This is a genomic window from Candidatus Skiveiella danica (genome assembly GCF_022705245.1).
Taxonomy (GTDB): Bacteria; Pseudomonadota; Gammaproteobacteria; order Burkholderiales; family Burkholderiaceae_C; genus Skiveiella; species Skiveiella danica.
In genome coordinates this window covers 68714-91053 of record NZ_JAKJEW010000003.1, presented here as the reverse complement: position 1 = coordinate 91053, position 22340 = coordinate 68714, and the positions used below count along the sequence as shown (strand labels likewise).

Sequence of the window (22340 nt, the reverse complement as noted above, 5' to 3'; positions counted from 1 at the left end):
GTTGGATACATGTAGATGGCGGTCACACGCAACATGAGGTCGTGTCCCGGCCCATGGTGTCAGGGGTATGCCGAACAAGCCCCGTCAAAACCACTGTTCGGATTCATGACGACCTGATTCGACTAAAAAGCGCCTCAGACCGGCATCTCCGAAGGGCTATCGGGTCTGGCTTCCATCCTTTCGGCCTGTTTGCCTCCCTTATGGGCGTACCTCTGCCATCAATCGGTGTCGGCCAAGGTATAGGTTGGCCAACGCCAAGGCGTAAACGCACGCATCGCGTTCTTGGCAAGACCGCGGTAGCGCACTTTGCCAAAGCCCTACAACCGCTTTACCACGCCGAACCCGTGCCCCATCCGCGAGCGGATGCGCGACTTGTTGCGGTTCTTTGCCCGCACCGCTTCATCAACGATGCCGCCTCGCCGGGCACGCTGATTCGTGAAGTCCCGTGCCTAGGGCGCCTTGCCCTCGTTTAGCACCTTCTGGCTGGCATACGCCGAGTCACCGTAGACCCTTGTCTCGTTGCCGTGCAACAAGTCAGGCATCGGGTGTTTGTCATGTACGTTGGCGGCCGTGAAAACGGTGCTGTGCGGCATGCCCAATTGACTGTCCGCACCAATATGCAATTACATGCCGAAATACCATTGTTAACCCTTGCGGATCTGGTGCATCTCGGGATCCCTTGCCTTGTCGGCGTTCTTGGCGGAGCTTGGGGCGTCGATGATGGTGGCATCCACGATGGTGCCGGTGTTGACCTTGGAGCTTCGCGCCTGCAACTCCTGCCCGATTTTGGCAAACCGGGCTTCGCCCAGTTTGTGCTCATTGAGCAGTCGACAGGACTTTAGCAAGGTTGTGCCATCGGGCATGGGCTCGCGGCCCAGATCGATTCCCACGAAGCGGTGCAGGCTGGAGCCGCCGTAGAGCGCCTCCTCGCATGCCAGGTGCGCCAGGGTGAACCAGTGCTGGATGAAGTGGATGCGCAACAGGCGCTCCAGACCGATGGGCGGGCGCCCGTTGCCGGCCTTGGGTAATGGGGCTTCATGAACTCGCAAAGTGCTGCCCACGGTACGATGGCATTCATAGTATTGGGGACTTCGTCGCGCCGTGTGGGCTTGCGGTAGTGCTCATATGCCGAACGTTGATCGGTGGCCATCGCCAGGTTCTGTAGTTTCATCGCCATACCACGCTCGACCCCCTGAGCATGGACCTATTCAGCGTTGCCTTAAGTCACGGCAGATCGAAGCGGTCCAGGTTCATCACCTTCGCCCAGGCGGCGACAAAGTCCTGCACGAACAGCGGCAGCGCGTCGTCGCTCGCGTAGACCTCCGCCACCGCGCGCAGCTGGGCGTTGGAGCCGAAGATCAGATCCACCGCTGTGCCCGTCCAGCGCAGCTCGCCCGTGGTCCGGGCGCGCCCCTCGTACACGCCTGACGTGGTGGCCGACGGCTGCCAGGCCGTGCCCATGTCGAGCAGGTTGACGAAGAAGTCGTTGCTCAGGGTGTCGGGGCGGTGGGTGAACACGCCGTGCGGGGACTGCCCGGCGTTGGCGCCCAGGGCGCGCAGGCCACCGAGCAGCACGGTCATCTCGGGCGCGCTCAGGGTCAGCAGGGCGGCGCGGTTCACCAGCCGCTCGCCGGGCGACCCGTCGAGGCCAGGCTGCAGGTAGTTGCGGAACCCGTCGGCAGTGGGCTCCAGCACGGCAAACGAGGCCACGTCGGTTTGCGCCTGTGAGGTGTCCATGCGCCCGGGCGAGAAGGGCACCGTCACCTCGACCCCCGCCTGCTTCGCCGCGGCCTCGACCGCGGCACCACCGCCCAGCACGATCAGGTCGGCCAGCGAGATCTTCTTGCCGCCGGACTGGGCCGCGTTGAAGTCGTTCCGGATGGCTTGCAGCGTCTGCAGGATGGCAGCCAGCTCGGCCGGCTGGTTGACCGCCCAGTCTTTCTGCGGCGCCAGGCGGATGCGTGCACCATTGGCGCCGCCGCGCTTGTCGCTGCCGCGAAAGGTCGCCGCCGACGCCCAGGCCGTCCTCACGAGCTGGGCAATGGTCAGGCCGCTGGCGAGGAGTCGGGTTTTCAGGACGGGGAGGTCGTGCGCATCCACCAGCGGATGGTCCACCGCGGGGATCGGGTCCTGCCAGATCAACTCTTCCTTGGGTACCAGCGGCCCGAGGTAGCGGGTGCGCGGGCCCATGTCGCGGTGCGTCAGCTTGAACCAGGCGCGTGCGAACGCGTCAGCCAGTGAGGGCGGGTTGGCCATGAAACGGCGTGAGATTGGCTCATAGACCGGGTCCATGCGCAGGCCCATGTCGGCGGTGCTCATCATCGGGGCGTGTCGGCGCGCCGGATCCTGGGCGTCTGGTACCAGGTCTTTTGCGGCGGGGTCGGCGGGCGTCCACTGGTGCGCGCCGGCCGGGCTTTTCGTCAGGACCCATTCGTGGCCGAACAGGGTTTCGAAGTAGCTGTTGTCCCACCGGATCGGGCTGGGCGTCCAGGCACCTTCCAGGCCGCTGCCGATGGCGTCGGCGCCGCAGCCGCTGCCAAAGCTGCTCTTCCAGCCGAGCCCTTGCTCCTCGATGCCGGCGCGCTCGGGTTCCGGGCCGACGTATTGGCGCGGGTCGGCGGCGCCATGGCATTTGCCGAAGGTGTGTCCGCCGGCGGTGAGGGCCACGGTCTCCTCGTCGTTCATGGCCATGCGTGCGAAGGTCTCCCGCACGTCGCGCGCGGAGCCGAGCGGGTCGGGGTGGCCATTGGGCCCTTCCGGGTTCACGTAGATCAGGCCCATCTGCACCGCGGCCAGCGGGTTGTCCAGCTGGCGCTCGCCGCTGTGGCGCTCATCACCCAGCCACTCGCGTTCGGAGCCCCAGTAGACATCGTCTTCGGGTTCCCAGATGTCGGCGCGACCGCCGGCGAAGCCGAAGGTCTTCAGGCCCATCGATTCCAGCGCCACGGTGCCGGTCAGCACGATGAGGTCGGCCCAGGACAGGTTGCGGCCGTACTTCTGCTTGATCGGCCAGATCAGGCGGCGCGCCTTGTCCAGGCTCACGTTGTCGGGCCAGCTGTTCAGCGGCGCAAACCGCTGCGCCCCGGAGCCCGCACCGCCGCGGCCATCGGCGATGCGGTAGGTGCCGGCGCTGTGCCAGGCCATGCGGATGAAGTACGGGCCGTAGTGGCCATAGTCCGCCGGCCACCAGGCCTGCGAGTCGGTCATCAGGGCGTGCAGGTCGCGGATCACGGTGTCCAGGTCCAGGCGCTGGAAGGCCTCGGCGTAGTTGAACGCCGGGCCCAACGGGTTCGAGCCGCCGTGTGGGCGCAGGCTGTCGAGCTTCAGCTGGTTCGGCCACCAGCCTGCATTGGTCGGGGCGTCAGCCAGGCTTTGGGGGCGGGCTGCGCCGGGGAAGGGGCAACGGGATTCATCGGACATGGGGTGTTCCTCAGGCGGTTTGAAAGGGACGGCGCGGCTCAGTCACGCGCGGAAGGGGCCGGCGCACGCCGGCCTCAGTCAGCCAGGAAGGCCAGCAGGTCGCGGGTCAGCCGCGCCTTGTCGGTGGCGAACAGGCCGTGGGGCGCGCCCTCGTACTCGATCAGGGCGCCGTGGGCGAGACCCGGCAGGGCGGCGCGTGCCGAGGCGTCGATCGGCACTGTCTGGTCCGCGGTGCCGTGAATGAGCAGCGTGGGCATGGTGAAGGCCGGCAGGTCGCCCCGGAAGTCGGTGCTGGAGAACGACTTCAGGCATTCGAGCGTGGCCCGCAGGCTGGCCTGCATCGCGACGCCGCGCGCCCATTGCAGCAGTTCGTCGCTCACCGGCCACGCAGTGGCGCTGACGCCGAAGAATTTCTCGAAGAAGCCGGTGAAGAAGCGGGCCCGGTCGTCCCGCAGGGCCTGCGCCGTCTGGTCGAAGGCGCCTTGCTCGGTGCCGCCCGGGTTGTCGGCCGTCTGCAGCCGGAACGGCAGCACCGACGACACCAGCGCCGCCTTGATCACCGACTGGCCGTTGTGGCGCGACATATAGCGGGCGACTTCGCCGCCGCCCATCGAAAAGCCGATCAGCGTGGCGTCGGTCGCGCCGGTCTGCCGGATCACCTCGGCCAGGTCGTCGGACAGGGTGTTGTAGTCGTAGCCGCTCCAGGGCTGCGACGACCGGCCAAAGCCGCGCCGGTCGTAGGCAATGACGCGGTGGCCGGCCTCGGCGATGGCCAGGGCCTGGTCGTCCCAGCTGTCGGCCGACAGCGGCCAGCCGTGGATCAGGATGACCGGGCGGCCGGCGCCCCAGTCCTTGAAGTACAGGCGGGTGTTGTCCGGGGTGGTGATGTGGTGCATGATGCGGGTCCTTGTTGGGGGAGTGAAATCGTTGGGTGTGGCACGAAAGGGGTTGTCGCTCAGGGGGCGGAAGCCGGCCGTGTGGCGCTGACGCGCCAGATCACATTGCCCACGTCGTCAGCCACCAGCAGAGCGCCTTGCCGGTCCAGCGCCACGCCGACCGGGCGCCCATAGGCGCTGCCCTGTGCGCTGAGAAAGCCGGTCAGCAGCGCGACGGGCGGGCCCGCAGGCTGGCCGCGGGCAAACGGCACGAACACCACCTGGTAGCCGCTGTGCGGCTGGCGGTTCCACGAGCCGTGCTGCCCGATGAACATGCCGTGGGCAAAGGGTGGTGGCAGCGTCGTGCCGGTGGACGAAGCCAGGCCGAGCGAGGCGGTGTGTGGCCCCAGCGCGTAGTCGGGCACGAGTGCTTTTGCCACCAGCTCGGGTTGCTGTGGCGTCACCCGGGCATCGATGTGCTGGCCGAAATAGCTGTACGGCCACCCATAGAAGCCGCCGTCGCGCACCGAGGTCAGGTAGTCAGGCACCAGGTCGCTGCCCAGCTCGTCGCGCTCGTTCACCACGGTCCACAAGGCGCCGGTGGTCGGCTCCCAAGCCATGCCGTTCGGGTTGCGCAGGCCGGTGGCAAACAGGCGATGGGCCCCGCTGCGCAGGTCGACCTCCCAGATGGCGGCGCGTTCGGCCTCCACCGCCATGCCGCGTTCGGCCACGTTGCTGTTCGAGCCCACCGTCACGTAAAGCCTGGTGCCGTCCGGGCTGGCGATCAGGCTTTTCGTCCAGTGGTGGTTGATCGGCCCGGCCGGCAATTCGATCACGCGCCGGCCCGGCACCGTGATGCGCAGGTCGCCCGTGGCATACGGGAATGCCAGCACCGCGTCGGAGTTGGCGACATACAGGGTGCTGCCCACCAGCGCCATGCCAAAGGGCGAGTGCAGCCCCTCCAGGAACGCCGAGCGCCGATCCGCCACCCCGTCGCCGTCGGTGTCGCGCAGCAGGGTGATCCGGTTGGCGCTGGGGACGGCCGCCCCGGCGCGTGCCATCACCAGGCCCATGATCCAGCCCTTGATGCCGGTCGCGTCGTCGGGCTTGGGCGGCGCGTTGGTCTCGGCCACCAGCACATCGCCATTGGGCAGCACCAGCAGCCAGCGCGGATGGGCCAGACCGGCGGCAAAGGCATTGACCCGGGTGCCCGGCGCAAGCTCGGGCGTGGCGCCGGGCGGCCAGCCCACCGCCGGCGCGATGTTCACGGTGGGAATCAGCCTGGACGTGGGGGCCGGCAGGGTCGGGCGGGGCCCGGTGCCGTCGGCAACCGACAGCGTGGCCATCTCGCCGCAGCCCCCGAGGGCCAGGAGCAGCAGGCCCAGGGCGCAGGCGGCTGCATGTGGACGGCCGCGGCCCGGGCGGGGGAAGCCTGTGGCCAATCTGGCGGCGGTCGGAGCGGGCATGGGCGGTCCTCGGGAACGGATGGGCGGGTCGTGGAAAGCGGGCAGACGGGCGGGACCGATGGTGTGCTCGGGCCTCACCGGGCGATCCGCCAGCGTAGGGCGGGTTGCCGCGCCGATCTGTGCCCTGGCGAACATGGCGCGAATGCGCCGGGGGGCCGCGCACGGTCCTTGGTGTGTCGGCAGCAGGTGCTGCGGTGCCTTCTGCATCGCGGCCATCGGCTCGGATCCGATTTTCAGGGGTAGATTGGCTATTTCCCATCGTAAAATGGTCATTTCATGCTATCAAAGCAGGATCTTCTGAGAGGCCCTGTGTGCGCCATCGCACAGCGCTTCGGCGGTTTGCGCGACAGGATTCGGGTCCCGGCGCCACGGTGCCCTATTGATGTGCAGGAGAGATCCATGTCCCAGTTCCAGATTGCCGTCCTCGTCGGCAGCCTTCGTCGCGATTCCTTCAACCGCAAGCTGGCCAGTGCCGTGGCCTTGCTGGCGCCGCCGGACTTTTCGTTCAGGCACGTGGAGATCGGTGACCTGCCGCTCTACAACCAGGACGATGACGCCAACCAGGCGGATTCCGTGAAGCGAATGAAGGCCGAGATCACCGCCGCCCAGGGCCTGCTGTTTGTCACCGCCGAATACAACCGCTCCATCCCTGGCGTCCTCAAGAATGCGCTGGACCACGCCTCGCGCCCGTACGGCAAAAGTGCCTGGACCGGCAAGCCGGCCGGCGTGATGGGCGTTTCCGTCGGCGCGATGGGCACGGCCATGGCCCAGCAGCACCTGCGCAACATCCTGTCGTACCTGGATGTTCCGACCCTGGGCCAGCCCGAAGTCTTTATCAAGGCGACGGAAGAGCTTTTCAAGGCGGACGGGAGCCTGGGTGACGACAGCCGGAAGTTCCTGCAAAGCTGGATGGACCGCTATGTCACCTGGGTGAAGAAGCACGCGGCCTGACGGACACGCCGAAGGACAAGCAGCCGTGGCTGGTTCCATGCCGTTGAGCCTGGATGCATGGTGGATCATGCTCAGGCAGATGAGTCGCTCCTGGCTCGACGACTACGCCTTGAGCATGGGCGCCGCGCTGGCCTATTACACGCTGTTCTCGCTGGCGCCCCTGCTGTTGATCGTGATTGCGGTGGCCGGGCTGGTCTTCGGCGAGGATGCCGCACGCGGCGAGATTTCGGCGCAGCTGCGTTCGCTGATGGGCGAAGGGGGCGCACAGGCCGTGCAGGGCCTGCTGGCCAGTGTGCACAAACCGGCCGAGGGGGTTGCTGCCACGGTGCTCGGCGCGGTGCTCCTGTTTGTAGGGGCGACCACGGTGTTCAGCGAACTGCAGGACGCGCTGGACCGCATCTGGCGGGCACCCACGCCGTCGCGGCCCGGAGGCTGGTTCAGCCTGGTTCGCGCGCGCCTGCTCTCGTTCGGCATGATTCTGGCGATCGGCTTCCTGCTGACCGTGTCGCTGGTCGTCAGCGCCACCCTGGCGCTTATGGGGCGATGGCTGGAGCCGGTCTTCGGCGGCTGGCTCGCGGTGGCCTCGGCCGCCAGCGCCATCGGTGGCTTTGTGCTGGTGGCGGTCACCTTTGCGTTGATCTACAAGGTCATGCCGCGCGTGCGCGTGCAATGGAAAGATGTGTGGATCGGCGCGTTGTTTACTGCCGTGCTCTTCACTTTGGGCAAGTCGCTCATCGGCGTCTACCTCGGGCGCAGCGGGGTGGTCTCGGGCTTTGGTGCCGCCGGCTCGCTGGTGGTGGTGTTGCTGTGGGTGTACTACTCGGCGCAGATTTTCCTGATCGGCGCGGAGTTCACCTGGGCTTATGCCAACGCCTTCGGTTCCCGCAAGCCCGCAGAACTCCCGGGCCCATCCCGTGCGGGTCTGCCCGGGGCGCTGGGATGACCGTCATGACAAGCCTTCAATGAAATGTCCGTCTGCGTCCATCCGGACAGGGACCGCACGCAGCAACGTTGACCTCAGGGGGCGCCGGTTGCGCGTCTGTGCGCGGGCGAGCCCCGGCGCAAGACGTGCGGCACTGCACAGACCCGACGGGGATCGGGCCCTAGATTCAGGCATGGCTGGTCGCGGACCGGCTCCATCAAGGGGTACCCCGTGAATCAGACCAGCCACCATGTTTCAGGCTTCTTTGCTGTTTGCGACGAGGCGAGGGCCACGCGGGACGAACTGGTCGTGCGGGGCCTGCCACCCGCACAGTTGCGTATCTATGAAACCGACGAGGTACCGTCCGCGCCGATGCCGAAAGGAGACAGCAACGCTGTGCTGAAAGACGTGCTGGTGGACGGCGCCATCGGAACCGCGGTGGGTACCGGCCTGGGCGCCCTGGCGGAGGTTGCGCTGGTGGCGGCGAACGTGACGCTGTTCATCGCCAGTCCGCTGATCGCGCCGCTGGCAATGCTGGGATGGGGTGCGGCGATCGGCGGCGTGGTCGGCGCCACGGCCGGTGCAACGGCCGATCCTCGGGCCGCGGGCGCATCCGGCGATGACATGAAGGACAGCTGGCTGTCCGACATGGTGCGCGATGCGGTTTCACAAGGTCAGATCGTGCTGGTCGCCGAGACCCGCACGGCGCAGGAGACCGCGATCGCCCGGGAGGTCATCGGGGCATCGGTCGGCGATGTCAGAGACGTGGTCGCCGCCTAGGTGCCCTCCTGGCCAGCCACTGCCTTGACGACCGCGCTCTCGTGCGTCTGAGGCTGACCTCTTTTCCCGACCGGCTGGCTTCTTGACAAGGCTTTTTCCGATGCACCTCACGCAATCTCCAGGGGCCATGGCCGCGCCATCCTCCATGTACTTTCGTGGCGTGGGTACCGCCACCCCGCCCGCTCGTTACACCAAGGCCGAATGCCTGGACGCATTTGAACAGTCCGACTGGTATGGCCGGCTCGATGCGCGCGCGCATTTCGTCGCGCGCACGGTGTTGCAGCGAGACAATGGCATCGAGGCCCGGCGGCTGGCCGTGGGCTCGCTGGCGGAGGTCTTCACGATCGACCCCAACACGTTGAGCCAGCGCTTTCTGGCCCATGCGCCCGCGCTGGCGGCGGATGCCGGCCAACGCGCGCTGGCCGACGCCGGGCTGACACCCGGTGACATCGGCGCCGTGGTCATCAGCACGTGCACCGGCTACCTGCGTCCGGGGCTTTCAGGCCATGTCATCGAGCGTCTTGGCCTTCGGCGTGACGTGCAGGGGTTTGACCTGGTGGGGCAGGGCTGCGCCGCCGCGCTGCCGAATTTTTCGCTCGGCCGCGCATTGCTGGGCTCTGGCGCCTGCGAGCATGTGCTGTCGATCTGTGTCGAAGTCAGCAGTGCGGCCATGTACCTTGACAACGATCCGGGTGTTCTGATCAGTGCCTGCCTGTTCGGAGACGGTGCCGGTGCGGCCGTCCTGTCGCGCCAGGCCCGACCCGGCGCCCGTCGTATTGAGTGGGTTGACAGCACGACTCGGACCGACCCCGGACAACGCAAGGCACTGATGTTCGAGCAGCGCGACGGCATGTTGCGCAACATCCTGACGCGCGCCGTGCCGGGGCTGGCCGCCCAGGCCGCGCACGAGGTGCTCGATACCGTGCTGGGCCGCGCGGGTCTGCAGACGACGGATCTGCGTGCCTGGATCCTGCATGCCGGCGGGCGCGACGTGTTGCTTGCCGTGGAGCGTGAAGTCGGGCTTGACCCGCAGGCGCTGCGGCACAGCGCGGCCATGCTGCGAGAGTACGGCAACCTGTCCAGCGCGTTTGTCTATTTCGTGCTGCAGGCAGCCCTGGCTGACGATGTAGCCGATGGCTGGTGGTGGCTGTCCTCGTTTGGCGCGGGATTCAGCTGCCATGGCGCCTTGTTGCGGGTGAGCCGGTGATGAACCGCATCGTCGCCCCCGAAGTGCTCGACGGCCTGGCCAGTGACGATCCGGCCGCGTTGCGCTCGCGCCGCGACCTGCGGCGCGTCCACCGAGCCATGGGGACACGTTCCGTTGTGGTGCGCGCCTTGAAGGACATGACATCGTCGTGGCAAAAAATGCCGCTACGGCGCGTACTTGAGCTTGGCGCTGGCGACGGCAGCCTGATGCTCGGCGTGGCGCGTTCGCTCGCAGCGCGCTGGCCGAAGATCGAATTGACGCTGCTTGATGCACAGGCGTTGCTTGCGCCCGAAACCTTGCGCGGCTTCACGGCCTTGGGATGGACGGTCTCGACCGACATCACCGATGTCTTCGATTGGTTGGCCCGGCCTGTCGAAAGCCAGGCATCCGGCGACAAGGCGCCCCATTGGGACCTGATCGTGACCAACCTGTTCCTGCATCACTTTGAAGGGAGTCGGCTCACTGCGTTGCTCGCCGCGATTGCGGCACGGGGCGAACGCTTCTTTGCCTGCGAGCCGCGCCGCGCACGCGTGGCACTCGCCGGCAGTCACCTGGTTGGTGCCATTGGCGCAGGCCCGGTGACGCGTGTAGACGCCGTGCTGAGCGTGAGGGCCGGTTTTCGCGGCAACGAGCTTACAACCTTGTGGCCGGATGTCGGGGATGTCTGGCAGACGCAGGAGTCCTCGGCGGGCCTGTTCAGTCATTGTTTCCGCGCCGAGCCGATCGAGGTGACCTGATGGAAACCAGCTTTGACGCCGTCATCATCGGGGCCGGACCCGCCGGATCGGCTGCGGCCATCTGGCTGGCACGCGCCGGCTGGTCGGTGGCCCTGGTGGAAAAGCAGGCCTTTCCCCGCCGCAAGGTGTGTGGCGAGTGCATGGCCGCCAGCAACCGGCCACTGCTCGACGCGTTGGGGATCGGCGCGGCGTTCGAGGACGCCGCGGGGCCGGAGCTGCGCCAGGTCGCGCTGATGTGCGGTGAACACACCCTCACCGCCGACCTGCCAGCCGCTGAACACCCGGGCTATGCCTGGGGCCGGGCGCTCGGTCGTGAAACGCTTGACACCCTGTTGCTGGAAGAGGCACTGGCCGCTGGCGCCCAGGTGTTCCAGCCGTGGACCGTCAAAGCCCTCGAAGGCGGCGCGGGTGCCTGGCGTTGCGAACTCCGCGGTGCGGATGCCGGCGCAAGCCTGAGCTTGCACTCGCCCGTGGCCATTGCCGCGCATGGCTCGTGGGAGTCGCTGCCTTCCGAGCGACCGCACCGGCGCGGCCAGCGCAGCGGTGCCGACCTGCTGGCCTTCAAGGCCAACTTCCGCGGTGCTGCGCTGCAGGAGGGCCTGCTGCCGGTGCTCTGTTTTGATGGCGGCTACGGGGGCATGGTGGTGGCGGATGGCGGCGTGACCACGGTGGCCTGCTGTGTCCGGCGTGATCGACTGGAGGCCTGGCGGGCCGCGTCGCCGGGCAGCGCGGCCGGGGACGTGGTGGAAGCCATGCTGCGGCGGGCGTGTGGGGGCGTGCAGCGGGCCTTGCGGCCGGCCTCTCGCGATGGGCCGTGGCTGTCGGCGGGTCCCCTGGACCCCGGCGTTCGCCTGAGCGCCACCGATGGGCTGCTGCGCATTGGCAATGCCGCCGGCGAGGCCCATCCGATCATCGGCGAGGGCATGAGCATGGCACTGCAGTCCGCCTCGCTGCTGTGCGCACAGCTGCTGCGCAGCGAGCGGCGCTCGGAACTGTCAGCCGTGGCGTGGCAGCGCGAGGTCAGCCGCCGCTATTGCATGCAGTGGCGCCACCATTTCGCGCGGCGCCTGCGGCTGGCCTCGGCGTTCGCGCAGCTGGCGATGCGTCCGCGGGGCGCTGCGGCGCTTGTCGCCGTGGTCAGTGGCTGGCCCGCCGTCCTGACACTGGGCGCCCGGTGGGGCGGCAAGACCCGCAGCGTGCCGGCACCTTTTACGCCGATGCAAACAACCTATCCAAGGGGAACCTCATGACGACAACCTATGAACAGCTGTGCGCGATTCTGGTGCGGGACTACCAGCTGCAGCCGGAAGCCCTGGCGCTGACCGCGCCCCTGGAGGACCTGGGGATCGACTCTCTGGGTCTGGCGGAGCTGTTGTTCAACGTCGAAGACGAGCTCAGGATCACGCTGCCACCGGAAGCCGTGGATCTGGAGACGGTGGGTGATGTGGTTCGCTACCTGGACGAACTCATCGCGAAGCCGCTGGCCGGCGTGGCGACCGGCATGGGCTTGGAGCAACCGGCCCGTCCCTCCGCATGAGGCGGGTGGCGGTCACCGGCATGGGGGTCGTCTCGCCGCTGGGCAACGGCGCATCGCAAGCCTTTGCGCAGGCGCGGGCCGGCCACTCGGGCGTTCATTGCCTGCAGGCCTCGTTCACCGATCGCCTGACGGCACCGCTGGCAGCCACGGCATCCTTCAACGGCGCGGACCACTTCGAGCCCCCGAAGCTTCGCATGCTCGACCGCGTCAGCCAGTTCGCGCTGGTGGCCGCCAGCCAGGCCGTTGCCGATGCCCGAGCGGACTTTCCACAGGCCGATCGTGGCCGGGTCGGTGTCTTTTTGGGCACCGGCATGGGCGCCTCCCAGACCAGCGACGACGGGTACAAGACGCTGTATGGCGACCGCTCGGACCGGATCAAACCGTTCACGGTGCTGATGGGCATGCACAACGCGCCCGCGGCCTGGATCGGGATTGAACACGACCTGCGCGGGCCTGCCCTGACCTATTCAACGGCCTGTTCCTCGTCGGCGGTGGCGATCGGTGAAGCCTGGCTGCGGGTGGCCCATGGGGCGCTGGACGTGGCGATTGCCGGGGGCGCCGAGGCGCCCTTGACCTTTGGCTCGCTGAAAGCGTGGGAGGCCTTGCACACACTGGCCGCCGTGGATCCGGTCGATCCGTCTTGCTCGTGCAAACCGTTTTCGGCGAACCGCAGCGGCATGGTGCTGGGCGAGGGCGCCGCCATGCTCGTGCTGGAGTCCTGGGACCATGCCGTGGCCCGGGGTGCGCCGATTCATGGCGAGATCCTGGGGTGCGGGTTGGCCACCGATGTCGGCCACATCACCCGGCCCAGCGTGGAAGGCCAGGTTGCCGCGATGGTGGCGGCGCTTCAATCGGCGTCGATCGAGGCCTCGGCAATCGATGCCATCAACGCCCATGGCACCGGCACACCGGCGAATGATGCGGTCGAGACGGCCGCCATCAAGGCCGTTCTTGGCCAGCGGGCCTATCAGGTGCCCATCAGTGCGACCAAGTCCATGCACGGCCACCTCCTGGGGGCCACCGCGGCGCTTGAATGCGTGCTGTCCCTGCTGGCCATGCAGGAAGGCGTCGCCTTGCCAACCATGCACCTGCAGGCGCCTGACCCGCTGTGTGATCTCGATTGCGTGGCCAACGCCGCGCGCGAAGGCCTCACGGTGCACACGATGTTGTCGAACTCGTTTGCCTTCGGTGGCACGAATGCGGTGCTGGTGCTGGGTTCGGCATCGCGCGCCCCGTCATCGGGGTGGTCCTGATTCTGCCGGTTCATTGGGCGCGCCAGGCGGCACATCGACGGGCGTCCCGTCCGTGCCCGGCGTGCCCGCCGGGACACCGGAGCGCGTGGCGACCTCGATGTGCCAGACCGCGAAGAACATGGCGGCAATCGCCGGCCCGATGACAAACCCGTTGATGCCGAAGACCGCCATGCCCCCCACGGTCGTGATCATGACCACGTAATCAGGCATGCCGGTGTCCTTGCCGACGAGAACGGGGCGCAGCAGGTTGTCGATCAGGCCGATGACCAGCACGCCCCAGGCCAGCAGTGCCACGCTCTGCCAGATGGCGCCCGTCATGAAAAGGTAGATGGCCACGGGTCCCCACACCAGCGCTGCGCCCACCGCGGGCAACAGGGACAGGAAAGCCATCAGCACGGCCCACAGCAGGGCCGCATTGACCCCGAGGAACCAGAATGCGACGCCGCCCAGCGCCCCCTGGATCGCGGCCACGAGCAGTCCGCCCTTCACGGTGGCCCGGATCACGGTGGCGAACTTGGCCAGCAGTTCGCGCTTGTGCGCGGGCGCCAGTGGAATCGCCTGCCGGATGGCCCGTGCCACACCCTCGCCGTCGCGAATCAGGAAGAACGCCAGGTACAGCATGATGAACAGGCTGGCCACGAAGCCAAAGCTGTTCTGCCCGATGCTCAGGGCATTCTTGGCGATGAACTGGCTGCCTTGCGCCAGCGCGGCCGTCAGGCGGCGCTGCAAGGTCGGGAAGTCGGCCATGCCGAAGCGGTCCAGCAGGGCCATCACCGGGTCTGGCAGGGCATCGAAGATCCGGTGGAAGTAGAGCGCCACATTCCATTCGCCCGACTCGATGTGCTTGTAGACCGTGGCCGCCTCGTTGGCCAGAGAGGCCGTGAGCAGCGCAAAGGGAACGATGACGATCACGATCACGATGGTCAGGGTGACCAGTGCTGCCAGCGTGCGCCGCCGTTGCATCCGGGCCAGCAGACCGCGATAGACCGGTGCGAACAGCAAGGCGATGATCGCGCTCCACAGGATCGTGCCGGAGAGCGGCTCCAGGATCCAGCCGAGGGCGAGCGTGACCAGAATCAGGAGCGGCCATCGCGCGCGGTTCTCGGCCCAGGCCGTCTGGTTGCCTTCAGGATGGCTCATCGGGTATCACGGCCGGGTCAGCCGCAGCACCTCGCCGACGCGGGCTTTCTCGACATCCTCCGGGTGGAAAGGCAGCACCGGCCATTGCTTGCGCGAGAACAGCCAGAGCTGGTCGGTGGCGTGCGGCGAGGCGGGGTTGGTGGACTGGCCGTAGGTCAGGATGCCCTGCGCCACCGGGCCGCGCGCGTCGAAGGTGACGGTCTGCACGTAGCTGGTGCCGTAGTCGATCAGCAGGCCCTTGGGCGTGATGCCGGGGTTGAACTGGTTGCCCAGGTTGTTCAGCACGCCCTCGAATTCGTCACCGCCGTGCAGCGGAATCGGCTCGCTCGTGATCAGCGGGCGCTGGACGCTGCCCAGCGTGGCGTCGAGTGCGAAGCCGGCGGTTCGCACGTTCTTCACGGCCTGCGTCAGCGATTCCCAGACCTTGGCGGCGATGGCCGGGTCGTCCATCTTCAGGCCAGCCGGGGTGGCCACGGGTTGCGCCGGGTCGAAAGGCACGCGGTAAACGCCCGGGATCAGCCGCGCGGTGCGCCAGAACTCGCGGAACAGGTGGGCGCCGCGGGCGTCCAGGCTGCTGGTGCGGTCCCAGCCGCGCAGGGCGGCGCAACCGTCGCGGGCCTCGGCGCTGGCAGGCGGGTTGGCGGTGCAGGCGGCCAGCAGGTCCGGCATGGTGACGTGGCCCATGAAGTTGCGGTCGGCGAACAACTGTGCTTGAACGGCCTGCGGCGTGGCCTTTCCGCGGGCCAGCATGTCCGGGATCTCCAGCAGACCGGCGCGGGTGCGGGGCCGGGTGACGCTGGCGTCACCGACCAGCGGAGAGATGCCGCTCCACTTCTGCGCCGGGTGGGTGTAGAGGAACCCGTCGTTGCTGTTGTGTACCCAGTCGGTCCGGATGGCGGTCGGCATGCGGCCGATGGGAATCAGTCCCGGCACCGGCGAGCTGGGGTCCCGCTGCCAGTCGCAGGCGCTCTTCGAGCCGTCCAGCACGACCAGGCCGGCAGCCGGCAACAGCGCAGCGGCGGGCCTGCTGGGCGCACAGCGCTGCAGTTGCGCCGCATCGACATCGGGCACCACCGAAACGTCGGCGTACAGGGTGTTGCCGTTGCGATCCGCAGCGAGGGTGTTGACCCAGGGCGTCCCAATGTTCTTCATGGCCTCGCGCACGTCCTGCACGTTGCGCGCGCGCGCAAAGCCCAGCGCGGCGTCGGTGGCACGCACGTTGCCCAGGTTGGCGTCCTTGAGTGCGTAGGCGGTGCTGGCTGTCCAATTCAGTCCGGCGCGGGGAAGCACCACCACCGGGCCCCAGCGGGTGGACCAGAGCGTGGCCGACTTCGTCTGCAGGCTGCCGTCGGCAGCGCGCGCCGGCACGCTGACGGTGCGCGACGTCATCTTCTCCGGCTTCCCGTCGATCAGGTAGCTGGTGGGATTGCCCGGCACCAGCGTCAGCTCGTGCAGCGTGAAGCGCTTGCCGGTGGAGACCGTGTGCGACCAGGCCACGTCCTTGTTGAAGCCGATGGTCACACCCGGGAAGCTGCCGATGCCCACGCCCATGACGTCCAGGTTGCCGGGGATGGTCAGGTGCACCTGCCAGAAGCGGTTCACGCCGGCCCACGGGAAATGCGGGTTGCCCAACAGCAGGCCGCTGCCGTTGGCCGTGGTGTCCTTGCCAAAGGCCCATGCGTTGGAGCCGAGCGGGGAATCGAGCAGGCCAGCCTCGCGCATGGCTTCGGCGGCGTCGGCCAGATCGACGCGTTCCGGCGCAGTGGATGAGGTGGCGGCCGTTGGCGCCGGCGGGCGGGCGCCCAGCACGGCGTCGGCCAAGGCTGCCGTGGCGGCCTGCACGGCAGTGAGTTCGCCTTGGCGGCGGAACTCGGCCAACGTCATGGGCTTGACCCAGGGCTGGCTGTTGCAGGCGGCGGGCAGCTTGCCGGCCTGGTCGGCGAGGTAGCGGTTGTAGCCGGCCACCGTACCGCGCGCCATGGCCTGCGATTCGGCACTGGCACCCGCCCAGGCGCGCTCGAGGGCTGTATCGTCCATGTGGGCGGCGATGAACAGGTCGATCTGCTCGTTCGGGAACATGCGCCGTGCCAGCAGGCCCGGGGTGGCGCCGCCGAACCAGCGGGCACGCTCGCCGCGCACGGTGACCAGCTGGTCGGCGGTCATGCAGACGTTGTCCTGCGCGTAGGCGTAGGCCATGGCGTAGGCCAGGGTCTCGGGGTCGGTGGCGCTGATGTGCGGCACGCCGTTGGCGGTGCGCTGGATGGTGGCGGTGCGGGCGTCGGGACCTGTGGGCCCGGTGGCGCAGGCGGCGAGCAGGGCGGCGGCGGCCAAGGGGGCCAGGGTGGCAGTGAGTGGTCTCATCAATGTCTCCTTTTGTGTGCAATGCAACTGGTCAATGTAACCCCTTGGCGGCCGAAAATTTCTTTTCCGACTGTTGGAAATGACCGACACCACGATGGTTTTTCCGGTGCTAACTTCGCCCACCTCACAAGAAATACGGCCAGACCATCATGCCCAAGACCCTGATCGAACCCTTCCGCATCAAGAGCATCGAACCCATCCGCATGACCAGCCGCGCCGAGCGCGAACAACTTCTGGAGGCCGCCCACCTCAACGTCTTCAAGCTACGCGCCGAGGATGTGCTGATCGACTGGCTGACCGATTCCGGCACCGGTTCCATGTCCAGCCGTCAGTGGGGCGCCATCATGGAAGGGGACGAGAGCTACGCCGGCGCGCGCAGCTTCTACCGGCTGGAGGCCGTGATTCAGAAGATCACCGGCATGAACTTTTTCGTGCCGACGCACCAGGGGCGCGCGGCCGAGAAGGTGTTGTTCACCGCGGTCTGCAAGCAGGGTGACGTGGTGCCCAACAACTGCCACTTCGACACTACGCGCGCCAATCTCGAATACCTCGGCGTCGATGCCCGCGACCTGGTCATCGCCGAGGGTCTGCAGCCGTCGCTGATCCATCCGTTCAAGGGCAACATCGACCTGGCACGCGTGGAGGCGCTGCTGAAGGAGCAGGGGGATCGCATCCCCTTCGGCATGATCACCGTGACCAACAACACCGGCGGCGGCCAGCCCGTGTCCATGGCCAACATCCGCGCCTACGCGGCGCTGCTGAAGCAGCACGGCAAGCCCTTCATCATGGATGTGTGCCGCTTCTCGGAGAACGCCATGTTCATCAAGATGCGCGAGCCGGGCTATGAGAAAACGCCGATCCGCGGCATCGTCAAGGAAATGTTCTCCTACGCCGACGGTGCCACCATGAGCGCCAAGAAAGACGGCATGGTCAACATCGGCGGCTTCATCGTGTTGCGCAGCGAAGAATGGATGGACGCGGTGCGCAATGTGCTGATCCTGACCGAGGGCTTCCCCACCTACGGCGGCCTGGCCGGCCGCGACCTGGAGGCACTGGCCGTGGGGCTGGAAGAGGGCATGGACGAGGACTACCTGCGCTACCGCCTGCGCACCGCCGAGTACCTGGGCGAACGGCTGGAGGCGGCGGGCGTGGGCTTCGTGCGTCCGACGGGCGGCCACGCGGTGTACATCGATGCGAAGACGGTGCTGCCCGACATGCCCGTGGCGCACTATCCGGGATGGGCCCTGTGCAATGCGCTGTATCTGGAAGGCGGCATCCGCGGCGTGGAGATCGGCTCGGTCATGTTCGGCAAGCGCCTGGACGACGGCACCGAGACCTACCACAGCATGGAGCTGGTGCGCCTGGCGTTCCCGCGGCGCATGTACACCCAGTCGCACTTCGACTACGCCGCCGAGGTCATCGACGAGGTCAAGCAGCAGGCCGCCGGCATCCGCGGCGTGCGCATCACCAAGCAGCCGCCCTTTCTGCGGCACTTCACGTGCGAGTGCGCCTGGGTGGATGGCTGAGCGTGGCGTCCCTCAGATCTGCACCCGCGTGCCCAGTTCGATCACGCAGTTGTGCGGCAGGCGGAAGAAGTCGGCCACGCTGCCCGCGTTGCGTGACATGACGGCGAACAGCGCCTCGCGCCAGTGCGCCATGCCCGCGTTGCGGGTGGGCACGACGATCTCGCGGCTCAGGAAGTAGGAGGTCTCGAACAGATTGACCGGCACGCCCTGCGCGCGGCAGAGCTCGAGCGCCTTGGGAATGTCGGGCGTGTTGATGAAGCCGTAGTTCACCTGCACGCGCCAGAAGCCCGGCGCCAGCGGCGTGACTTGCACCCGCTGCTCGAACGGAATCCACGGTACCTCGTGGAAGACCACCGTCAGGATCAGGTTGTGCTCGTGCAGCACCTGGTTGTGCTTGAGGTTGTGCATCAGCGCCTGGGGCACGGTGTCCGGGTTGGCCACGGCGTAGACGGCCGTGCGCGGCACGCGGTGGGTGCGGTCTTCGTTCAGCGCGTGGATGAAGGGCAGCAGCTCGGGGTCGTCGCGGCGCATGGTTTCGATCAGCAGCTCGCGCCCACGACGCCAGGTGGCCATGACGGTGAACAGCGCGGCGCCCAGCACCAGCGGGAACCAGCCACCTTGCAGGAACTTGAGCGCGCACGACACCACCAGCAACGTATCCAGCGCCAGGAACACCCCGGTGGCGGCCAGGGCCACCGGAAGCGGGTAACGCCAGGCGTGGCGCACGACGAAGAAAGTGAGCCCGGTGGTGATCAGCATGGTCACGGTCACCGCAATGCCGTAGGCCGAGGCCAGCGCCGAGGAGCTGCCAAAGCCCAGCACCGCCAGCAGCACGGCCACCAGCAGCAGCCAGTTCACCTCGGGCATGTAGATCTGGCCGGCCTCCTTGGCCGAGGTGAACTGCACCCGCATGCGCGGCAGCAGCCCAAGCTGAATCGCCTGGCGGGTCATGGAATAGGCTCCCGAAATCACGGCCTGCGACGCGATCACCGTGGCCAGCGTGGCCAGCACCACGGCGGGGATGAGCCAGCTTTGCGGGAACAGGCGGTAGAAGGGGTTCTCCAGGGCAGACGGGTCACGCATCAGCAGCGCGCCCTGGCCCATGTAGTTGATGGCCAGGGCCGGCAGCACCAGGCCGGTCCAGGCCAGCTGGATCGGTTTCTTGCCGAAGTGCCCCATGTCGGCATACAGCGCCTCGGCCCCGGTGAAGGCCAACACGATGGCGCCCACGGCGGCAAACACCTGCCAGCCCCGCGCGTGCAGGAAGGCCAGGCCGTTGAGCGGGTTGAGCGCCGCCAGGATGGCCGGCTGGCGGACGATTTCCAGAAACCCGAAAAACGCCAGCACCGCGAACCACACCAGGATCACGGGGCCGAACAGCTTGCCGACCACCGCGGTGCCGTGGCGCTGCACCGCAAACAGGCCGATGAGCACGGCCACCGAGATCGGAATCACATAGGCCTTCAGCGCCGGGGTGGCAACCTCCAGCCCCTCCACCGCGCTGAGCACCGAAATGGCCGGCGTGATCACGCTGTCGCCATAAAACAGGGCCGCGCCGAGCACACCGGCCAGCAGCAGGGCCGTGCGGCGCCGGCGCGTGCTGCCGGCGGCTTCGGCGGCCAGTGCGGTCAACGCCATGATGCCGCCTTCGCCCCGGTTGTCAGCGCGCAGGATAAGCAGCACGTATTTCAGCGTCACCACCAGCATCAGGCCCCAGAAGATGACCGACACCGCGCCGATCAGGTGCGTGGCGTCAAGGGGAATGCCGGTGGCGGGGCTGAAGACCTCCTTCATGGTGTACAGCGGGCTGGTGCCGATGTCGCCGTACACCACGCCCATCGCGCCGAGGGCGAGGGCAGCAAAGCTCTCCCGGCTGGCTGTCTTGCTCATGTCAATCCGTGGTGGTGGAACAGGGCGCCACTGTCGCGCCGGGCCCATCAGGAACGCATAAGGAACGGCGGAGTCACTCCGCCGCCAGCCGGTAACCGACGCCGGTTTCGGTCAGCAGGTGGCGCGGCTCGGCCGGGTCGCGCTCGATCTTCGCGCGCAGCTGGCCCATGTACAGCCGCAGGTAGTGGGTGTGCTCGGTGAACTCCGGCCCCCAGACGTCGGCGAGCAGCTGGCGGTGCGTCACCACGCGCCCGGCACTGCGCACGAGGCGCGCCAGCAGCTTGAACTCGGTTGGCGTCAGGTGCACCGGCTGGCCGTCTCGCGCCACCCGGTGAGCCGCCAGGTCGACGTGCAGGTCGTCCAACCGATGCTCGGTCACGGCGGGTGTCAGCGCCGTGCCGCGGTGGCGCAGGGCCACCCGGATGCGCGCCAGCAACTCAGCCACGCTGAAGGGCTTGGTCAGGTAGTCGTCGGCGCCAGCGTCCAGCAGGAGGATCTTCTGCGCCTCCTGGTGGCGGGCAGACACCACGATGATGGGCGTGGAACGCTGCGCGCGCACAGTCTTGACCAGCTCCAGGCCGTCGCCGTCGGGCAGACCGAGGTCGAGCACGATGACGTCCGGCGGGCTGTGGCGCCACAGCGCCTCGGCCTCGCTCAGCGTGACGGCCGTCTGCACCTCAAAGCCCTCGACGGACAGCGAGGACTGCATCAGGGAGCGGATCTCGCGGTCGTCCTCGACCACCAGCACGCGCAGCGTCATGCCACCTCCCGGGCCGGTTGCGCGCTTTCCACCGGCAACAGCAGCGAAAACCGGCTGCCCCCGCCGCTGCGGTGCCGGTGCGTGAGGCGCGCGCCATGCGCCTCGGCGATGGCCTTGCACACGGCCAGGCCTAGGCCGGCGCCGCGCACGCCCGGATGGTCGCCGCGCACATGGGGCGCAAACAGGCTGGCCTGCTGGGCGTCGCTCAGGCCCGGGCCGCGGTCCTTCACGCTCACCTCCAGCGCCTGGACATGGGCGCTCACGCTCAGCTCGATCGGCCCCTCGCTGTAAGTCAGCGCGTTGTCCAGCAGGTTGGCGATCAGCTGCGCCAGCAGCACCGGGTCGCCCTTGATCAGTGGCAGCCCTTCGGGCACGCTGGACTTGATGCGCCGCCCAGGGTCGCGCTGGCGCACGCGCGCCAGCACCGCGCCCACGATTTCTTCCAGGCTTTCCCAGTCGCGCCGCAGGGACTGCGCAGGGCCGCTCAGGCGCACGAGCTGCAGCGTGTTTTCAGTGACGGTGGAGAGGTAGGCAGCCTCGCTGGCGATGCTGCGCAGCAGCCGCTCCTGCTCGGGCGGGGCCAGCTTGTCGCGCTGGGTCAGCAACGACGAGGCGGCGCCGACGATGGCCGCCAGCGGCGTGCGCAGGTCGTGCGAGATGGCCGCCAGAAACGTGCTTTGCAGCTGCTGGTGATGCGCCTCGCCCTGGGCACGCAGCATGTCCGCGTTCAGGCGCAGCCGCCACAGGGCCTGCCCGAGCAGGGCGCACAGGGCCTGCGCGTGCTCACGCCCGGCCTCGTCGGCGGCCGGTGCGGGGCGCACGCAGGCGGCACCGGCCACATGGCCCTTTTCGCCCAGCGGAAGGAACCAGGCGTCCAGGCCGGGCCAGCGCCCGGTGCCCGGCCCCAGCACGGCCGCTTCGCGGACGCAGGCCACCATGCCGTCGTGCACCATTGCGTCCACGTCGGCGGGCAGATCGAGGCGGCCGTCCTCCAGCGTCAGGGCCAGCAAGCACGGCCCGGCAAAACCGGTTTCGAGCGCCGTGCGGCCCAGCGCCAGCACCTGGTCGTGTGACGCGGCGTTGGCCAGCTCGGTGGCCAGGGCCTGCAGCTGGCGCGCGCGCTGTTCGTTCAGCCGCGCGAGGTCGGTTTCGCGCCGCAGCCCGGTGGCGAGGTGGCTGATCGCCAGGGCCACCACCAGCATGGCGCCCAGCGCGATGAAATGCTCCTGGCTCTCCACCTCGAAGGTCCAGCGCGGGGGCACGAAAAAGAAGTTCAAGGCGGTGACGGCCGCGACCGCGCAGACCGAGGAGCCGATCCAGTCCAGCTTGTAGGCCGCCACGGCGACCGCCAGCACATAGACCATGGCCAGGCTGGTCAGCGAGACATGCGGCTCCAGAGCGAACCCGCACGTGGTGGCCAGGCCCAGCAGCAGGCTGACGACGGCCCAGCGGTGAGCTGGTGCAGGGAGGGGCGGTTGCGGCGTGCTCTCGATCATGATGGGCTCAGCGTATCAC

17 protein-coding genes and 1 pseudogene are annotated in these 22340 nt (G+C 68.0%); 9 read left to right on the top strand and 9 right to left on the bottom strand.

All coding sequences use genetic code 11. The features are described 5' to 3' along the window. Nucleotides 1–198: 198 nt before the first annotated feature. From ACMUOY_RS02705 to ACMUOY_RS02690, 4 genes and pseudogenes are all read right to left on the bottom strand, one after another. Nucleotides 199–1171: pseudogene (locus tag ACMUOY_RS02705) on the bottom strand (IS5 family transposase). A 53-nt stretch (nucleotides 1172–1224) separates the two neighbouring features. Continuing rightward, a complete protein-coding gene (gene katG, locus ACMUOY_RS02700) occupies nucleotides 1225–3420 on the bottom strand; it encodes a catalase/peroxidase HPI (protein ID WP_413890827.1) in 2196 nt (731 codons plus the stop codon). 74 nt (nucleotides 3421–3494) lie between these two features. Continuing rightward, nucleotides 3495–4316, bottom strand: coding sequence for an alpha/beta fold hydrolase (locus ACMUOY_RS02695; protein ID WP_413890825.1), 822 nt, complete (start codon nucleotides 4314–4316; stop codon nucleotides 3495–3497). 59 nt (nucleotides 4317–4375) lie between these two features. Beyond that, complete coding sequence (locus ACMUOY_RS02690) at nucleotides 4376–5761, bottom strand: PQQ-dependent sugar dehydrogenase (RefSeq protein WP_413890823.1); 1386 nt, start codon at nucleotides 5759–5761, stop codon at nucleotides 4376–4378. A gap of 399 nt (nucleotides 5762–6160) precedes the next feature. Here ACMUOY_RS02690 and ACMUOY_RS02685 point away from each other — a divergent pair, with 399 nt between their 5' ends. The 8 genes from ACMUOY_RS02685 to ACMUOY_RS02650 all read left to right on the top strand — a co-directional run bounded on the left by ACMUOY_RS02685 (nucleotide 6161) and on the right by ACMUOY_RS02650 (nucleotide 13148). Next, a complete protein-coding gene (locus ACMUOY_RS02685; protein ID WP_413890821.1) occupies nucleotides 6161–6712 on the top strand; it encodes an NADPH-dependent FMN reductase in 552 nt (183 codons plus the stop codon). A gap of 37 nt (nucleotides 6713–6749) precedes the next feature. Beyond that, nucleotides 6750–7655: a YihY/virulence factor BrkB family protein gene (locus tag ACMUOY_RS02680; protein ID WP_413891022.1), complete on the top strand. Its 906-nt coding sequence runs from the start codon at nucleotides 6750–6752 to the stop codon at nucleotides 7653–7655. Between the two features lie 210 nt (nucleotides 7656–7865). Further along, nucleotides 7866–8414 (top strand): hypothetical protein, encoded by a 549-nt coding sequence (locus tag ACMUOY_RS02675; protein WP_413890819.1) that lies wholly within the window; start codon nucleotides 7866–7868, stop codon nucleotides 8412–8414. Between the two features lie 100 nt (nucleotides 8415–8514). Then, a complete protein-coding gene (locus tag ACMUOY_RS02670; protein WP_413890817.1) occupies nucleotides 8515–9621 on the top strand; it encodes a 3-oxoacyl-[acyl-carrier-protein] synthase III C-terminal domain-containing protein in 1107 nt (368 codons plus the stop codon). Then, nucleotides 9621–10358, top strand: a complete 738-nt coding sequence (locus tag ACMUOY_RS02665) for a hypothetical protein (protein ID WP_413890815.1) — start codon at nucleotides 9621–9623, stop codon at nucleotides 10356–10358. The genes ACMUOY_RS02670 and ACMUOY_RS02665 overlap by 1 nt, the downstream gene beginning before the upstream one ends. Then, nucleotides 10358–11608: an NAD(P)/FAD-dependent oxidoreductase gene (locus ACMUOY_RS02660; RefSeq protein WP_413890813.1), complete on the top strand. Its 1251-nt coding sequence runs from the start codon at nucleotides 10358–10360 to the stop codon at nucleotides 11606–11608. The genes ACMUOY_RS02665 and ACMUOY_RS02660 overlap by 1 nt, the downstream gene beginning before the upstream one ends. Further along, nucleotides 11605–11895 (top strand): acyl carrier protein, encoded by a 291-nt coding sequence (locus ACMUOY_RS02655; RefSeq protein ID WP_413890811.1) that lies wholly within the window; start codon nucleotides 11605–11607, stop codon nucleotides 11893–11895. Before ACMUOY_RS02660 ends, ACMUOY_RS02655 begins: the two co-directional genes overlap by 4 nt. Beyond that, the gene (locus tag ACMUOY_RS02650) at nucleotides 11892–13148 is read left to right on the top strand and encodes a beta-ketoacyl-[acyl-carrier-protein] synthase family protein (RefSeq protein ID WP_413890809.1); all 1257 of its coding nucleotides are present in this window, start codon (nucleotides 11892–11894) and stop codon (nucleotides 13146–13148) included. Before ACMUOY_RS02655 ends, ACMUOY_RS02650 begins: the two co-directional genes overlap by 4 nt. On the opposite strand, the gene ACMUOY_RS02645 is transcribed toward ACMUOY_RS02650, so the two are convergent. Together ACMUOY_RS02645 and ACMUOY_RS02640 are read right to left on the bottom strand one after the other, a co-directional pair. Then, nucleotides 13131–14288, bottom strand: coding sequence for an AI-2E family transporter (locus ACMUOY_RS02645; RefSeq protein WP_413890807.1), 1158 nt, complete (start codon nucleotides 14286–14288; stop codon nucleotides 13131–13133). The genes ACMUOY_RS02650 and ACMUOY_RS02645 overlap by 18 nt on opposite strands. Nucleotides 14289–14294: 6 nt before the next feature. Beyond that, on the bottom strand, nucleotides 14295–16649 hold the full coding sequence (locus ACMUOY_RS02640; protein ID WP_413890805.1) for a penicillin acylase family protein: 2355 nt from the start codon (nucleotides 16647–16649) through the stop codon (nucleotides 14295–14297). Between the two features lie 149 nt (nucleotides 16650–16798). Here ACMUOY_RS02640 and ACMUOY_RS02635 point away from each other — a divergent pair, with 149 nt between their 5' ends. Further along, on the top strand, nucleotides 16799–18175 hold the full coding sequence (locus tag ACMUOY_RS02635) for a tryptophanase (RefSeq protein WP_413890803.1): 1377 nt from the start codon (nucleotides 16799–16801) through the stop codon (nucleotides 18173–18175). A 12-nt stretch (nucleotides 18176–18187) separates the two neighbouring features. Here the strand turns inward: ACMUOY_RS02635 and ACMUOY_RS02630 are convergent, their stop codons facing one another. The 3 genes from ACMUOY_RS02630 to ACMUOY_RS02620 form a co-directional block, all read right to left on the bottom strand. Next, nucleotides 18188–20065: a potassium transporter Kup gene (locus tag ACMUOY_RS02630; RefSeq protein ID WP_413890801.1), complete on the bottom strand. Its 1878-nt coding sequence runs from the start codon at nucleotides 20063–20065 to the stop codon at nucleotides 18188–18190. 73 nt (nucleotides 20066–20138) lie between these two features. After that, entirely contained in the window at nucleotides 20139–20825 is a 687-nt protein-coding gene (locus ACMUOY_RS02625) for a response regulator (protein ID WP_413890799.1), read from the bottom strand. Then, nucleotides 20822–22321, bottom strand: a complete 1500-nt coding sequence (locus tag ACMUOY_RS02620; protein WP_413890797.1) for a sensor histidine kinase — start codon at nucleotides 22319–22321, stop codon at nucleotides 20822–20824. Before ACMUOY_RS02620 ends, ACMUOY_RS02625 begins: the two co-directional genes overlap by 4 nt. Between the last annotated feature and the right edge of the window lie 19 nt (nucleotides 22322–22340).

What these genes read in the sequence shown, in the direction of transcription:
- ACMUOY_RS02685 (WP_413890821.1), top strand. Translation starts at nt 6,161, where the DNA reads ATGTCCCAGTTCCAGATTGCCGTCCTCGTCGGCAGCCTTCGTCGCGAT.
- ACMUOY_RS02695 (WP_413890825.1), bottom strand. Translation starts at nt 4,316, where the DNA reads ATGCACCACATCACCACCCCGGACAACACCCGCCTGTACTTCAAGGAC.
- ACMUOY_RS02630 (WP_413890801.1), bottom strand. Translation starts at nt 20,065, where the DNA reads ATGAGCAAGACAGCCAGCCGGGAGAGCTTTGCTGCCCTCGCCCTCGGC.
- ACMUOY_RS02625 (WP_413890799.1), bottom strand. Translation starts at nt 20,825, where the DNA reads ATGACGCTGCGCGTGCTGGTGGTCGAGGACGACCGCGAGATCCGCTCC.
- katG (WP_413890827.1), bottom strand. Translation starts at nt 3,420, where the DNA reads ATGTCCGATGAATCCCGTTGCCCCTTCCCCGGCGCAGCCCGCCCCCAA.
- ACMUOY_RS02645 (WP_413890807.1), bottom strand. Translation starts at nt 14,288, where the DNA reads ATGAGCCATCCTGAAGGCAACCAGACGGCCTGGGCCGAGAACCGCGCG.
- ACMUOY_RS02655 (WP_413890811.1), top strand. Translation starts at nt 11,605, where the DNA reads ATGACGACAACCTATGAACAGCTGTGCGCGATTCTGGTGCGGGACTAC.
- ACMUOY_RS02635 (WP_413890803.1), top strand. Translation starts at nt 16,799, where the DNA reads ATGCCCAAGACCCTGATCGAACCCTTCCGCATCAAGAGCATCGAACCC.
- ACMUOY_RS02660 (WP_413890813.1), top strand. Translation starts at nt 10,358, where the DNA reads ATGGAAACCAGCTTTGACGCCGTCATCATCGGGGCCGGACCCGCCGGA.
- ACMUOY_RS02680 (WP_413891022.1), top strand. Translation starts at nt 6,750, where the DNA reads ATGCCGTTGAGCCTGGATGCATGGTGGATCATGCTCAGGCAGATGAGT.
- ACMUOY_RS02690 (WP_413890823.1), bottom strand. Translation starts at nt 5,761, where the DNA reads ATGCCCGCTCCGACCGCCGCCAGATTGGCCACAGGCTTCCCCCGCCCG.
- ACMUOY_RS02670 (WP_413890817.1), top strand. Translation starts at nt 8,515, where the DNA reads ATGCACCTCACGCAATCTCCAGGGGCCATGGCCGCGCCATCCTCCATG.
- ACMUOY_RS02665 (WP_413890815.1), top strand. Translation starts at nt 9,621, where the DNA reads ATGAACCGCATCGTCGCCCCCGAAGTGCTCGACGGCCTGGCCAGTGAC.
- ACMUOY_RS02620 (WP_413890797.1), bottom strand. Translation starts at nt 22,321, where the DNA reads ATGATCGAGAGCACGCCGCAACCGCCCCTCCCTGCACCAGCTCACCGC.
- ACMUOY_RS02640 (WP_413890805.1), bottom strand. Translation starts at nt 16,649, where the DNA reads ATGAGACCACTCACTGCCACCCTGGCCCCCTTGGCCGCCGCCGCCCTG.
- ACMUOY_RS02650 (WP_413890809.1), top strand. Translation starts at nt 11,892, where the DNA reads ATGAGGCGGGTGGCGGTCACCGGCATGGGGGTCGTCTCGCCGCTGGGC.